Source organism: Brevundimonas sp., from assembly GCF_036402095.1.
In the GTDB taxonomy this organism is placed as follows: Bacteria; Pseudomonadota; Alphaproteobacteria; order Caulobacterales; family Caulobacteraceae; genus Brevundimonas.
The window spans coordinates 1-12,908 of record NZ_DASWTO010000206.1 but is presented as its reverse complement, the minus strand read 5'-3'; the positions used below and the strand labels follow the sequence as shown (position 1 = coordinate 12,908).

The 12,908-nt window shown below is 68.7% G+C and carries 15 protein-coding genes; 5 read left to right on the top strand and 10 right to left on the bottom strand.

What is annotated here, in order from left to right; translation table 11 throughout:
- The 3 genes from sufB to VGD32_RS13710 all read right to left on the bottom strand — a co-directional run.
- On the bottom strand, positions 1-905 hold a 905-nt coding region (gene sufB, locus VGD32_RS13720), incomplete at its 3' end, for a Fe-S cluster assembly protein SufB (protein WP_331032442.1).
- A 2-nt stretch (positions 906-907) separates the two neighbouring features.
- Positions 908-2,047, bottom strand: coding sequence for a cysteine desulfurase family protein (locus VGD32_RS13715; protein WP_331032441.1), 1,140 nt, complete (start codon positions 2,045-2,047; stop codon positions 908-910).
- On the bottom strand, positions 2,044-2,517 hold the full coding sequence (locus VGD32_RS13710) for an Rrf2 family transcriptional regulator (RefSeq protein ID WP_331032440.1): 474 nt from the start codon (positions 2,515-2,517) through the stop codon (positions 2,044-2,046). The genes VGD32_RS13715 and VGD32_RS13710 overlap by 4 nt, the downstream gene beginning before the upstream one ends.
- 162 nt (positions 2,518-2,679) lie before the next feature.
- Here VGD32_RS13710 and VGD32_RS13705 point away from each other — a divergent pair, with 162 nt between their 5' ends.
- Positions 2,680-3,330, top strand: a complete 651-nt coding sequence (locus VGD32_RS13705) for an alpha/beta hydrolase (RefSeq protein WP_331032439.1) — start codon at positions 2,680-2,682, stop codon at positions 3,328-3,330.
- 10 nt (positions 3,331-3,340) lie between these two features.
- On the opposite strand, the gene VGD32_RS13700 is transcribed toward VGD32_RS13705, so the two are convergent.
- The 6 genes from VGD32_RS13700 to VGD32_RS13675 all read right to left on the bottom strand — a co-directional run bounded on the left by VGD32_RS13700 (position 3,341) and on the right by VGD32_RS13675 (position 7,766).
- Positions 3,341-4,033, bottom strand: a complete 693-nt coding sequence (locus tag VGD32_RS13700) for a DUF6624 domain-containing protein (protein WP_331032438.1) — start codon at positions 4,031-4,033, stop codon at positions 3,341-3,343.
- A gap of 66 nt (positions 4,034-4,099) precedes the next feature.
- The gene (locus tag VGD32_RS13695; RefSeq protein ID WP_331032437.1) at positions 4,100-5,077 is read right to left on the bottom strand and encodes a TerC family protein; all 978 of its coding nucleotides are present in this window, start codon (positions 5,075-5,077) and stop codon (positions 4,100-4,102) included.
- A 27-nt stretch (positions 5,078-5,104) separates the two neighbouring features.
- On the bottom strand, positions 5,105-5,302 hold the full coding sequence (locus VGD32_RS13690; RefSeq protein WP_331032436.1) for a YdcH family protein: 198 nt from the start codon (positions 5,300-5,302) through the stop codon (positions 5,105-5,107).
- A gap of 181 nt (positions 5,303-5,483) precedes the next feature.
- Positions 5,484-6,686: a DUF1343 domain-containing protein gene (locus tag VGD32_RS13685; RefSeq protein WP_331032435.1), complete on the bottom strand. Its 1,203-nt coding sequence runs from the start codon at positions 6,684-6,686 to the stop codon at positions 5,484-5,486.
- A complete protein-coding gene (locus VGD32_RS13680; protein WP_331032434.1) occupies positions 6,683-7,204 on the bottom strand; it encodes a DOMON-like domain-containing protein in 522 nt (173 codons plus the stop codon). The genes VGD32_RS13685 and VGD32_RS13680 overlap by 4 nt, the downstream gene beginning before the upstream one ends.
- Positions 7,205-7,208: 4 nt before the next feature.
- Complete coding sequence (locus tag VGD32_RS13675) at positions 7,209-7,766, bottom strand: hypothetical protein (RefSeq protein ID WP_331032433.1); 558 nt, start codon at positions 7,764-7,766, stop codon at positions 7,209-7,211.
- 193 nt (positions 7,767-7,959) lie between these two features.
- On the opposite strand from VGD32_RS13675, the gene tyrS reads away from it, so the two are divergent.
- From tyrS to VGD32_RS13655, 4 genes are all read left to right on the top strand, one after another.
- Positions 7,960-9,216 carry a tyrosine--tRNA ligase gene (tyrS, locus tag VGD32_RS13670; protein ID WP_331032432.1) on the top strand — a complete coding sequence of 419 codons (1,257 nt, stop codon included), beginning with the start codon at positions 7,960-7,962 and terminating at the stop codon, positions 9,214-9,216.
- 149 nt (positions 9,217-9,365) lie between these two features.
- Positions 9,366-9,833 carry a peroxiredoxin gene (locus tag VGD32_RS13665; protein ID WP_331032431.1) on the top strand — a complete coding sequence of 156 codons (468 nt, stop codon included), beginning with the start codon at positions 9,366-9,368 and terminating at the stop codon, positions 9,831-9,833.
- Between the two features lie 232 nt (positions 9,834-10,065).
- Positions 10,066-11,184 carry a peptidoglycan DD-metalloendopeptidase family protein gene (locus VGD32_RS13660; RefSeq protein ID WP_331032430.1) on the top strand — a complete coding sequence of 373 codons (1,119 nt, stop codon included), beginning with the start codon at positions 10,066-10,068 and terminating at the stop codon, positions 11,182-11,184.
- Positions 11,168-11,734: a polymer-forming cytoskeletal protein gene (locus VGD32_RS13655; RefSeq protein WP_331032429.1), complete on the top strand. Its 567-nt coding sequence runs from the start codon at positions 11,168-11,170 to the stop codon at positions 11,732-11,734. The genes VGD32_RS13660 and VGD32_RS13655 overlap by 17 nt, the downstream gene beginning before the upstream one ends.
- 51 nt (positions 11,735-11,785) lie before the next feature.
- Here the strand turns inward: VGD32_RS13655 and prfB are convergent.
- Positions 11,786-12,908, bottom strand: a protein-coding gene (gene prfB, locus VGD32_RS13650) for a peptide chain release factor 2 (protein WP_331032428.1) whose coding sequence is annotated in 2 segments (ribosomal slippage) — positions 11,786-12,838 and positions 12,840-12,908 — 1,122 coding nt in all. Because the reading frame shifts where the segments join, the coding sequence is not laid out codon by codon here.

The window sequence follows — 12,908 nt, the reverse complement described above, 5'->3', positions numbered from 1 at the left end:
CGGCAGTCGGCGCGCTTGGTGACGAAGTTGTAGATGCCGCCCTTGCCGGTGACCGGATCGCCCGGATACCAGTTCTGCACCGTCGAATATTTGATCTCGGCGTCGTCCAGCGCCACCAGTTCGACCACCGCCGCATGCAGCTGGTTCTCGTCCCGGGTCGGCGCCGTGCAGCCCTCCAGGTACGAGCAGTACGACCCCTTGTCGGCGATGATCAGGGTGCGTTCGAACTGCCCCGTCTGGCTGGCATTGATGCGGAAATAGGTCGAAAGCTCCATCGGGCAGCGCACGCCCGGCGGGATGTAGACGAACGACCCGTCCGAAAAGACCGCGCTGTTCAGGGCGGCGAAATAGTTGTCCGAGACCGGCACCACGGAGCCCAGATATTTGCGCACCAGCTCCGGGTGCTCCCGCAGCGCCTCGCTGATCGGCATGAAGATGACGCCGACCTTGGCCAGCTCGGCCTTGAAGGTGGTCACCACCGAGACGCTGTCGAACACCGCGTCCACGGCGTAGCGCGGCGCGCCCTGCACGCCCGCCAGCACCTCCTGCTCCTTCAGCGGGATGCCCAGCTTGGCGTAGACCTCCAGTAGTTCCGGATCGACCTCGTCGAGGCTCTTCGGCCCCTCCTTCTTCTTCGGCGCGGCGTAGTAGAACAGGTCCTGGTAGTCGACCGGCTCATACTTCACCGAGGCCCAGGTCGGCTCCTCCATCGCCTGCCAGCGCTCATAGGCGGCGAGACGCCATTCCAGCATCCATTCCGGCTCGCCCTTCTTCTCGCTGATGAAGCGGACGATGTCGGCGTTCAGCCCCCTGGGCGCGAACTCGGTCTCGATGTCCGAGGTGAAGCCGTGCTCGTATTTCTCGAGCGCGGCGACCGCTTCGATGGTTTCCTTGACTGCGGCCATGCTTACGCGACTTCCTTCGCGCGCTCACTGACGCGCGCGGCATGCTTCTGATAGGCGGCGACCCAGGCGTCGGCGAACCGCTGCCAGTCGCTTTCGACCGTGCCCCAGCCGCCCGACACGCGGACGCCGCCGGTGGCGAGGCGATCCAGCCCCATGGCCGAGATGGCCTTCGACGGCTTGGTCTTGCCGGACGAGCAGGCGCTTCCGGCCGACACCATCACCCCCGAGAGGTCGAGGGTGATCAGTTGCTGCGGGCTGTCCCAGCCCTCGACGGCCATGAACAGGGTGTTGGGCAGGCGCTCGACGGCCCCGCCGATGATGGTCGCGCCGGCGGCCTTCACCTTCGCCTCGGCGGCGTCGCGCCAGGCCTTGTGCGCCATGGCCGATGAAAGGTCGCGCGCCGCGCATTCCGCCGCCACGCCGAAGCCGGCGATGCCCGGCACGTTCTCGGTGCCCGCGCGCAGCCCGCGTTCCTGTCCCGCCCCGTGCAGGGTGCGGATGACCGGAACGCCCTCCTTCGACACCAGGGCGCCGACGCCCTGCGGCCCGCCCAGCTTGTGCGCCGACAGGGTCAGGGTGTCCGCGTCCAGCGTGCGCATGTCGACCGGGATCTTGCCCGCCGACTGGATGGCGTCGACGTGCAGCCAGCCGCCCGCCGCCCGCACCAGCTTCGCCGCCGCCTCGATCGGCTGGATCACGCCGCTCTCGTTGTTGGCGTGATGGATCGCCACTACGGCTTGGCCCGGCCGGGCCAGCGCCCCGGCCAGCCAGTCCAGATCGACCACCCCGTCGCTGTCCACCGGCAGGATCTCCACCGGCCTGCCGCTGACGTTCGCCGCCTCGGCCACGCACGGGTGCTCGGTGGCGCCGACGATCAGCCGCTCGCAGCCCGCCGCCAGCGCGCTCTGGATCGCCTGGGCGTTGGACTCCGTCCCGCCCGAGGAGAAGACGATCGCCGTCGGATCGGCGCCGATCAGCTCGGCCACCCGGGCCCGCGCCGTCTCCACCCGCCCCCGGGCGCGGCGGCCGGCGGCGTGCACCGCATTGGGGTTGCCGCCCTCGGCCAGCACCTCGGCCATCACCTCGCGCACCTCCGGCCGGACGAGGCCCGAGGCGTTGTAATCCAGATAGACGCCGCTCACGCCGCCACTCCCACGTCAGGGTTCGCGCCCGACCGCCGCCGGCCGGTGCGGTTCATCACCACGTCTTCCAGCGACACGCCGGCCAGATAGGCATGAATCTCGGCGCCGAGATCCTCCCACAGATTGTGGGTGATGCAGCGCTCGCCGGCCATCATGCAGCCCTTCGGCGACGAATGGCCGATGCAGCGCGTGGCCCGGATCGGCTCGTCCACGGCCAGCACGATCTCGGCCACCACCGTCTCGTCCGCGCTCTTGGCCAGGCGGTAGCCGCCGCCCGGACCGCGCACGCTCTGCACCAGCCCGCTCTTCCTCAGCCGGGCGAACAGCTGTTCCAGATAGCTCAGGGAAATCTCCTGCCGCGCCGCGATCTCGGCCAGCGATACGGCCCGCTGCACACCGTCTGCGCGCCCGTTCTTGGCCAGATCGGCCATCGCCATCACCGCGTATCGTCCCTTGGTCGACAGTCGCATCGCGCCACCCGCAAAAACCGCGCGCTTTTCGAGGGTCCTGTGCTAGAACCCGCGCCTTCGCAAAAGCGTCAGCACGCATCGCGGACTTAGAAAGTCCTACCGGCGCGGTCAAGTATTACGCAGCTGCGAAATGATGTTTGAACACGGGAATTCGCGCCGCCCATGCCTGAAGTCATCCTGCCGGGGGCCTCCGGCCGCATCGAAGGCCGCTATTCGCCGGGCAAGCGCCCGAACGCCCCGATCGCCCTGATCCTGCACCCCCATCCCAAGGCGGGCGGGCACATGAACAATCCGGTCGCCGTGACCCTCTACCAGCTGTTCGTGAAGCGCGGCTTCGCCACCCTGCGCTACAACAGCCGCGGCGTCGGCAAGTCGCAGGGCGAGTTCGACTCCGGCATCGGCGAGCTGGCCGACGCGGCGACCGCCCTCGACTGGCTCCAGGCCAACAATCCCGGCGCCACCCAGACCTGGGTCGCGGGCTACCAGTTCGGCGCCTACATCGGCATGCAGCTGCTGATGCGCCGGCCCGAGACCGACGGCTTCATTTCGGTGTCGCCGCCGTCGAACATGTACGATTTCAGCTTCCTGGCCCCCTGCCCCGCCTCGGGCCTGTTCCGGCACGGCGCCGCCGACACCATCGTGCCCCCGGTCGAGGTCGAGCGCGTCGTCAACAAGCTGCGCACCCAGAAGGGCATCGTCATCGACTACGAGCTGGAAGAAGGCGCGACCCACTTCTGGCAGGACCACATCGACGCCGTCGACCGCCGCGTCGGCGCGTATCTGGACAAGCGCCTGGAAGAGAAGCCGGCCTAGCCTCGACGCGCTAGCGGTATTCTTCCTCGCACGGGGGATAGTCGGCGAACGATTGCTCGTATTCCGCCAGGGTCCATGCAAAGCCGATGGCCCTGCGGCGGGCGTCGGCGTTTTCGGGGTCTTCGATGTTTCCCCAGTCGATCACGAACTTCCCGCCCGTGCAGGTGACCTGCGTCCCGTAGCGCTGCAGGCGCCCTTCGCTGATGGCGAGCCGGTCGTACATCAGCCCGTAGTCCTGTCCATCGATCTGGCCTGCCAGGGCGAGCGGCTCCAGAACCGGCACGAAACGCCGCCACTGTTCGATGTTCGAGTGCTGGATGATCAGGAAGGCGGCGCTCGAAGCCCCTTCCCCGTACACCTCCGGCGTGAACCAACCCGATTCCGGGACGAGCGGCAGGAGTTCCGCCAACAAGCGGTCATCCATGGCCGCGATCGGGGCCCTCAACGCGTACCGGGCCGCCGCCCGTTCGCTCTCCGGAAGGAGGCTCAGGTCCACCCTGGCCGCGGCGCGACGGCCGACCTGGTCCAGCTGTCCCATCCGCTCCAGCCGCTCCCGAACATCGACAGCCGGCGGCAGGACGGCCTGCCGCGCCTCCTCTGCAGCTATGGCTTCGGCCACCGGTGCGATCAGCGCCCGGGCTTGCGGGCTCAGGGTGGTCGGATCCTGGAAGACCAGGGCGACGGCGAACAGCAGCGCGATCATGGAAACCTCCCCAGGCGAAGCTATCTGGCCGCACAATCATGGCGGGTTCAGGGCTCCCGGGAGGGATCATGCCGCCGGCCCCGCTTCCCCCCGCGTCCGCCACAGTGACCAGACCACGCCCGCCGTCAGGATCAGGGCGGTGATCGCCAGCGACCACTCCGCCGGGAATTTCGTCCAGCCGAACAGGTCGGCCACGAACACCTTGCCGCCGATGAAGATCAGCAGCACGGCCAGCGCCTGCTTCAGGTAGGCGAAGCGGTGGATCACGGCCGCGAGCGCGAAATACAGCGCCCGCAGGCCGAGGATGGCGAAGATGTTCGAGGTGTAGACGATGTAGGGGTCCGTGGTGATGGCGAAGATCGCCGGCACGGAATCCACGGCGAAGATCACATCGGCCACCTCGATCATCACCAGGGCGAGGAACATCGGCGTGGCCCACCAGACCATCCGGCCGTCCCGGCCCGGGCGGCGAACGAAGAAGCGCTCTCCCTCAAGCTCGCCGGTCACCCGGAAGCGGCGGCGGATGAAGCGGAGCAGCTTGCTGTCGCCGACGTCGCCATGGCCCTCGCCGGCCATGAACATCTTGATCCCGGTCAGGACCAGGAACGCGGCGAACAGATACAGCACCCAGCCGAACTGGCTGACCAGCGCCGCGCCCGCGCCGATCATCACCGCGCGCAGCACGATCACCCCGACGATGCCCCAGAACAGCACCCGGTGCTGCAGGCTTCGCGGAATGGCCAGATAGCCGAAGATCATGGCGATGACGAAGACGTTGTCCATCGCCAGCGACTTTTCGATCGCGAAGCCGGTCAGGTATTCGATGCCCGGCCGGGAGCCCATCTCCCACCAGACCCAGCCGCCGAAGGCCAGGCCGATTGCGATGTACATGCCTGAGAGCAGCAGGCTCTCCCGCACCCCGATCTCCTTCGAGCCGCGGTGCAGGACGCCGAGGTCGAGGGCCAGCAGTCCGGCGACCACGCCCATGAAGGCCAGCCACATCCAGGCCGGCTTGCCGAGCCAGTCGGCGAGCAGAAATTCCATCTGAACTATCCGGGCTGGAGCTGGGGATCAGGCCGTCTGCGGCCGCCGGGCCGGCGAGTCCTGCCGGGCTTCCAGTGCGGCGATCCGGTCCCGGGCCGCCAGTTTGCGCTTCTTCAACTCCGCCAAGCGGAAGGGGTCCGGCCGGCGGCTCCCCTGCTCCACCTCGATCAGATGGCCCAGCCGCGCATGGTCGCGCCGGGCCCGGTACAATTGGATATGCAGCATCGTCCTCTCCTCTGTGAGGAGCGGCTCGTCGCCTGACCGGGCAAGGAAGAACGGCTGGTCCCTGTCACGCATCGAGCACGCTCGATGCGGTCCGACATCACGACCACATGGTCGCCAGAGGGGCCCGGTCCGCAGGGATCAGGCTATGCGGCGACGCCTGCCGGCGCAACGCGACAAACTGTCAGTAGAGCAGGAACGGTTTCCGCTCGTCCTTCCACGCCAGTTCGTCCGGCACGGTCAGCGCATCCAGCTCGGCCGGCGTCGACCCCGGCGCGTCGACCCATTCCCTGAGCGCCGGCCCCCCGTTGATCACGTCGATGGCCAGCTTGCCGAACTCGTATTCGTACGGGAAATCCCGCCATAGATCGTAGTCCGGATACAGCCGCCGGATGGCCTTGAACGCCAGCGCCTGCACCCGCCACGGCTTGAAGGCCGCGTGGTCGTAACCGGGCCCGGAGACATGCATCTGCACCCCGTTGCACAGCTTGCCGACGTGCTTGTGGAAGGTCGGTTCGAACCAGCAGTCGCGCAGCACGCAGCCTTCGAGCCAATGCGGCGCCAGCGCCTGCATTTCCGCAATCACCGCCCGGGCGTCGATGTCCGGCGCCCCGAACAGCTCCAGCGGCCGGGTCGTGCCGCGCCCCTCGGACAGCGTCGTCCCCTCCAGCATCACCGTCCCGGCGTAGGCCCGGGCCATCGACACGTTCGGCGCATTGGGGCTGGGATTGATCCACTCCCGCTCCAGAAGCGGCCAGCCGTAGCCGGGCCCCTCGTCCGGCCGCCAGCCCTCCATTTCGATAACGCGATAATCCACATCCAGCTTGAACCGGTCGATGAACCACAGACCCAGTTCGCCCAGCGTCATGCCGTGCCGCATCGGCATCGGCCCGGCCCCGACGAAGCTCTCCCAGCCCGGCCGTAGCGTCAGCCCCTCGACCGGCCGCCCGGCGGGGTTCGGCCGGTCCAGCACCCAGACCGTCTTGCCGTGGTCCGCCGCCGCCTCGAGCACATAGAGCAGGGTGGTGATGAAGGTGTAGATGCGGCAGCCAAGGTCCTGCATGTCGACCAGCAGCACGTCGAAGGTGCCCATCGCCTGACCGGTCGGCCGCCGCACCTCGCCGTAAAGGCTGAACACCGGGATGCCGTGTCGCGGATCGGTGAAGTCCGGCGACTCCATCATGTTGTCCTGCAGGTCGCCGCGCATGCCGTGCTGCGGTCCGAAGGCGGCGGTCAGCTGGATGTCCGGACAGGCAGCCAGCGCATCCAGCGAATGCGTCAGATCCGCCGTCACCGACGCCGGATGGCCAAGCACGGCGACGCGCCTGCCCTTCAGCGGCGCCCGCAGCACGGGGTCGGACAACAGGCGGTCGAGGCCGGTCTTCATGCGGGCTCCGGGGGCGGCAGGGTCAGGGCGAACGAGTCGGGGTGATGGAAGTCAGGCTTACCCGGAGGATGGGCCAGAGCCCAGTAGGAGACGCCGCCGTCGATGTCTTCGATGACGGCGGAGAGGCCGATGCGGACGGCCTCCAGCGGCGCCTCGACCAGGGCCTCCACCGTGACCCACGCCTCCGTCGTCTCGACGTCCAGCACCTGCGACCGTTCATTGGCGGGAGTCATCCCCAACCGGTAGCCGGCAAACGTGTAGGAGGCCCAGGCGCCGGAGGGCGACAGGTTGAACTCCCGATAGCCGTCGTCCGTCGGTGCGAAGACCTCGAAACAGGTGTGGCGCCACAGGTCGTCCGCCCGGTCCGGCTCGGCCGGCTCCGGCCACCGCACCTGTCCAACGTCGCCGAACACCGCGAAGCGCAGCCAGATGAAGTCCTCGCGCCGTTCCACATCGACCTCGATCCGGTGGATAGCGGCGGACGGCGTATCCGGGTGCGGCGTCAGGGTGACCAGCATAGGATCAGGCGCACTCGAGGATATTGGACCAGGCGCTGACATCTTCCGCACTGCTCAGGATCGGTGGCGAATACCCCGGCCGCTCTGCGGCGATGTGGAGCGGCAGAAAGTAGTAGAACTGGATCTCACCACGCCACCGGCCCTCATACGTGGGCAGGGGGCCGCCGTGGGCGTCGAACACCCCGTCGAACTCCAGCTCGAAAGCTTTACTCTCACCGGGCGACAGATCGACCAGCGCCAACGGCGCGGACGGCGCGGGCGGCGGACGGAAGAAGGACTCGGATGAGAAATGCCGGTCCCCAGTGAAGGCGAAAACGCCCTCATCCAGCGTCGCGGAGAAGTTGATCGGCCTCCCGTGTCCGAGGATCTCTGCCGACGGCATGGCGAAGGCCGCATCGCCGGTGTTCTCGACGGTTACGCGAAAGCGGGCGGGAAACTCGCAGGCCGGCGTCAGCCACTCCGCGGTCAGGGTCACCTTTGGGCCCTGAGCAAACACCGCCTGCGGTCCACAGAGCGCCAGGACGAGGACGGCCGCCGCTCTACCTCCGATCTTGCTTGCCATCGAGAGCCTCTCCTCCCGCTTGACTGCCACGCGCCCACGACCGTAGCTAGACCCATGATCGCCCGCCGCGCCTTCGCCGCCCTCTATTACCGCACGCTGTCCTAGCGAGCGGCCCGCGATCTCCCGCGCCGCACCTTCACCGGCGCGCAAACCCCCGAGACGCCCGCCGGCTTCCCTGCTAACGGAGCCGTCCATGACCGACACCGCCTTCAAGTCCGACTTCCTGCGCACGCTCCGGGACCGCGGCTACATCCACCAGATCACCCACCCGGCCGAACTCGACGAAGCCGCCGCGAACGGGATCGTCACCGCCTACATCGGCTTCGACGCCACCGCCCCGTCGCTGCACGTCGGCAGCCTGATCCAGATCATGATGCTGCGCCGTCTGCAGCAGGCCGGTCACAAGCCCATCGTCCTGATGGGCGGCGGCACCACCAAGGTGGGCGACCCCACCGGCAAGGACGCCTCCCGCCCCCAGCTGACCGACGCGACCATCCAGTCGAACATCGCCTCGATCCGCACCGTCTTCGAGCGCTTTCTGACCTTTGGCGACGGCCCGACCGACGCGGTCTTGGTCGACAACGACGAATGGCTGTCGACCTACGGCTACATCCAGTTCCTGCGCGAATACGGCACGCATTTCACGGTCAACCGGATGCTGGCCTTCGACTCGGTCAAGCTGCGGCTGGAACGCGAACAGCCGATGACCTTCCTCGAGTTCAACTACATGCTGATGCAGTCGGTGGACTTCCTCGAGCTCAACCGCGCCCGCAACGTCACCCTGCAGATGGGCGGCTCGGACCAGTGGGGCAACATCGTCTCGGGCGTCGACCTGGTGCGCCGCGTCGACCACAAGGCCGCCTTCGGCCTGACCACCCCGCTGCTGACCACGGCCTCGGGCGGCAAGATGGGCAAGACGGCCCAAGGCGCCGTCTGGCTCAACGCCGAACAGCTGTCGCCGGATGACTACTGGCAGTTCTGGCGCAACGTCGACGACGCCGACGTCGGCAAGTTCCTGCGCCTGTTCACCGACCTGCCGCTCGACGAGATCGCCCGGCTGGAGGCCCTGCCCGGCGCCGGCATCAACGACGCCAAGAAGGCGCTGGCCGACGCCGCCACCACCATGCTGCACGGCGCCGACGCCGCCGCCCACGCCCGCGGGGCGGCCGAGGCCGCCTTCGAGCAGGGCCGGCTGTCCGCCGATCTGCCGACCGTCGAGATCCCGCGCGACGAGGTCGTCGGCGCCATGATCGCCGCCGTCGCCACGCGCGCCGGCCTGACCGCCTCCAACGGCGAGGCCCGCCGCCTCGCCCAGGGCGGCGGCCTGCGTCTCAACGACGAGGCCATCGCCGACGGCGCCCGACTGATCGAGACCGCCGACGTCAACGCCGATGGCGTGTTCAAACTGGCGGCGGGGAAGAAGAAGATCGTGCTGGTGCGGCCGGTCTGAATATTCCGCTCATCCCGGCGAAAGCCGGGACCCAGTGCTTTGGGTGATGGAGCAGCGGGCGGGAGAACACGAATGGGTGTCCTGATGCGCCTGCGTCGGGCTGGACAGAACTGGGTCCCGGCTTTCGCCGGGATGAGCGGAGAATTGAAATGACCGAAATCACCGAAGGCATGAAGGCCCCCGCCTTCGACATGGCCACGGCCGACAACGGCCGCGTCTCCTCCGCCGCCCTGAGCGGCTCCCCCTACGTCCTCTACTTCTACCCCAAGGCCGACACCCCCGGCTGCACCGCCGAGGGCCAGGACTTCTCCGCCCTCGCCGGGGATTTCGCCGCCGCCGGCGCCCGGGTCATCGGCGTCTCCCGCGACCCGGTGAAGAAGCTGGACCGCTTCAAGGCCAAATACGATCTCGGGGTGGTCCTCGCCTCCGACGAGCCCGGCGACGTCACCGAGGCCTTCGGAGTCTGGGGCGAGAAGTCGATGTACGGCCGCGTCTACATGGGGATCGAGCGCGCCACCTTCCTGATCGACGGCGCCGGCGTGGTGCGGCGGGTCTGGCGCAAGGTCCGGGTCAAGGATCATGCGGCCGAAGTCTTGACCGCCGTCCGCTCGCTCTGAGCACGGACGAATCTACGCCCGCGCAGATGTAACGGCGTTTTCAAAGATTCGCGGATACGCCTCACAGGCGAAGAACGGCCGTGAATACCTTCGATATTCACCTGATCGCTGGTCAGGATGGTTAACAAGTCGTGAACAGACTTGTCCGCCCCGGCAAAGGTGGCGCATAACCCGTCGCCTTACGTGGGGGCGTTGCGTAATGACCAAAGAGGCGACTGGGCGACAGTCTCTGATGGGTCGGTGGTTTCCGACCCGGTATGTCTATCTGCGGGATGGCGACGAGGTCCGGGCATGGGCCCTGACGCCCGGCCGTCAGGCGCTCGGCGCCGCGGCCGCCGTCGTCATCGGCGGCTGGTGCCTGGTCGCCTCGGGCGGCTTCGCCTGGGACCTGATCATGCAGAGCCAGGCCGATCGCACGGTGGCCCGCGCCCGCGCCGCCTCGGAACGCCTCAACGCCGATCTGCAGGCCCGGCTCGACAGCGCCGTCGTGCGCATGACCGCCACCACCGGCTCGCTCGACGAGATGGCCCAGATGGTCGAGCGCCGGCACGCCGCCCTGACCCATGTCATGGGCATGTTCCGCGGCGTCGACGGCGCCCCGGCCGCCCTCGCCCCCGCCGCCTCGCTCGATCCCGACGAACACACGCCGGTGCAGCGCGTGCTGGCGGTGCGCATGGATCAGGAGCGGCTGATCGCCCGCGCCGAGACCGTCGCCCACACCCGGGCCGAACGGCTGCGGCTGGCCTTCCGTCTCGCCGGCCTCAATCCGTCCGCCTACACGCCGACCCGCGGCGCCGGCCTCGGCGGTCCGCTGGTCGAGGCCCGCGACCCCCACGCCCTCGCCGCCGTGCTCGACGTCGACGAACCCTTCGCGGTCCGCATCCGCAACGCCGCCGACGACCTGTCCGACATGCGCCAGCTGGCCGACGCCGCCGAGGGCATGCCCTTCCGCCGCCCGACCGACGCCCGCACCACCTCGGGCTTCGGCGTGCGCTTCGATCCGTTCAACAGCCGGCCCGCCCTGCACCAGGGGCAGGATTTCGCCGCCCCGCTCAACACGCCGATCCGCGCCCCGGCTCCCGGAATCGTGTCTTTCGTCGGCGTCCGTTCAGGGTATGGCAACACCGTCGAGATAGATCATGGGCGCGGTTTCAAGACGCGATACGCCCACCTGAACTCCATGGCCGTGAGGCCCGGCCAGCGCGTGGCGCTGGGCCAGCGCATCGGGGCCATGGGCACGACCGGACGCTCCACCGGCGTTCACCTGCACTACGAGGTGTGGATGAACGGCCGCCCGCAAAACCCCGCCCGCTTCATGAGAGCCGGAGACCAACTTGTTCAACAAGACTAAATCCCCCGCCCCGTCGTCGCCGCAACCCCGCGCCGACACCGGTTCCGCCATCCCGCCGCTGCCCGATCTGCCCATGCCGGGCGGCCCGTCCCCCGCGGCGCCCGCCTCGCGCGGCGCGGCCTCGCCGGTCAGCGCCCGCGGCCTGTCGACCCTGTCGTCGGACCTGCAGTTCGACGGCAACATCTCGGGCGCCGGCGACCTGCAGATCGACGGCGCGATCAAGGGAGACGTCCGCGTCGGCCGCCTGATCGTCGGCGAAACCGGCGCCGTCGAGGGCGGCGTCTCCGCCGACTACGTCGAGGTGCGCGGCCGCATCGTCGGCAATGTCTCGGGCAAGCAGGTCAAGCTCGTCGCCACGGCCTATGTCGACGGCGACATCACCGCCGAACAGCTGTCGATCGACATCGGCGCCTATTTCCAGGGCCGGGTCCTGCAGGGCCGCCGCGATGCGCCGGCGGCCGCGCCCCGGCCCTCCACCCCCGCCGCCAGCGCCACGCCGCCGCACGGCGACGACCGCCCGCAGGTGATCGACATGAAGCCGGGCGCGTAGGCCCCCGCCGCAAAGACGGAAAAGGCCCCGGAGCGATCCGGGGCCTTTCTGCTATTCGACGGTCGAACCGCGCGTCTCGCCCACCCGGGCCGCCAGCGCCGCGCCCATGAACATGTCCAGATCGCCGTCCAGCACGCCCTGGGTGTCCGAGGTCTCGACGTTGGTGCGCAGGTCCTTGACCATCTGGTACGGCTGCAGGACGTAGCTGCGGATCTGGTGGCCCCAGCCGATGTCCGTCTTGGCGTCGGCCAGCGCCTGGGCCGCCGCCTCGCGCTTCTGCAGCTCCAGTTCGTACAGCCGAGCCCGCAGCATCTTCCACGCCTGTTCGCGGTTCTGGTGCTGCGACCGGCCGGCCTGGCAGGCCACCACGGTGTTGCTCGGAATGTGCGTCAGGCGCACCGCCGAGTCGGTCTTGTTGATGTGCTGCCCGCCCGCTCCGGAAGCCCGGTAGGTGTCGGTGCGCACGTCGGCCGGATTGATGTCGATCTCGATGGCGTCGTCGACCACGGGCGAGACCCCGATCGAGGCGAACGAGGTGTGGCGCTTGGCCGCCGCGTCATAGGGGCTGATGCGCACCAGCCGGTGCACGCCCGACTCCGACTTCAGCCAGCCGTAGGCGTTGGGGCCCTTGACCAGGATGGTGGCCGACTTGATCCCCGCCTGCTCCCCGCCTTCCTCGGCCTCGACCTCGACCTCGTAGCCGTGGGCGCGGGCCCAGCGGCTGTACATGCGCAGCAGCATGCCGGCCCAGTCGTTGGACTCCGTGCCGCCGGCCCCGGAGTTGACCTCCAGATAGGCGTCGTTGGCGTCGGCCTCGCCGGACAGCAGGGCCTCCAGCTCGGCGCGGTCGGCCCGCTCCTTGATGGCCTTCAGCGAGGCGCGCGCTTCTTCCAGCGTCGCCTCGTCGCCTTCCTCGTCGGCCATGTCGGCGAGCATGACGCCCTCCTCCAAACCGGTCTCCATCTCGCGGACGGCGTTGATCTGCGTCTCGAGCCGCGACCGGTCCCGGGACACGGCCTGGGCCGCCTCGGGGTCGTTCCACAGCGTCGGGTCCTCGACCCGGGCGTTCAGCTCATCCAGTTTTCGAAGCGCGACATCCCAGTCAAAGACGCCTCCTGAGCAGAGCGATGCTCTGCTCGATGTCGGCCTTCATGGCCTCGACATCCGGTCTCAT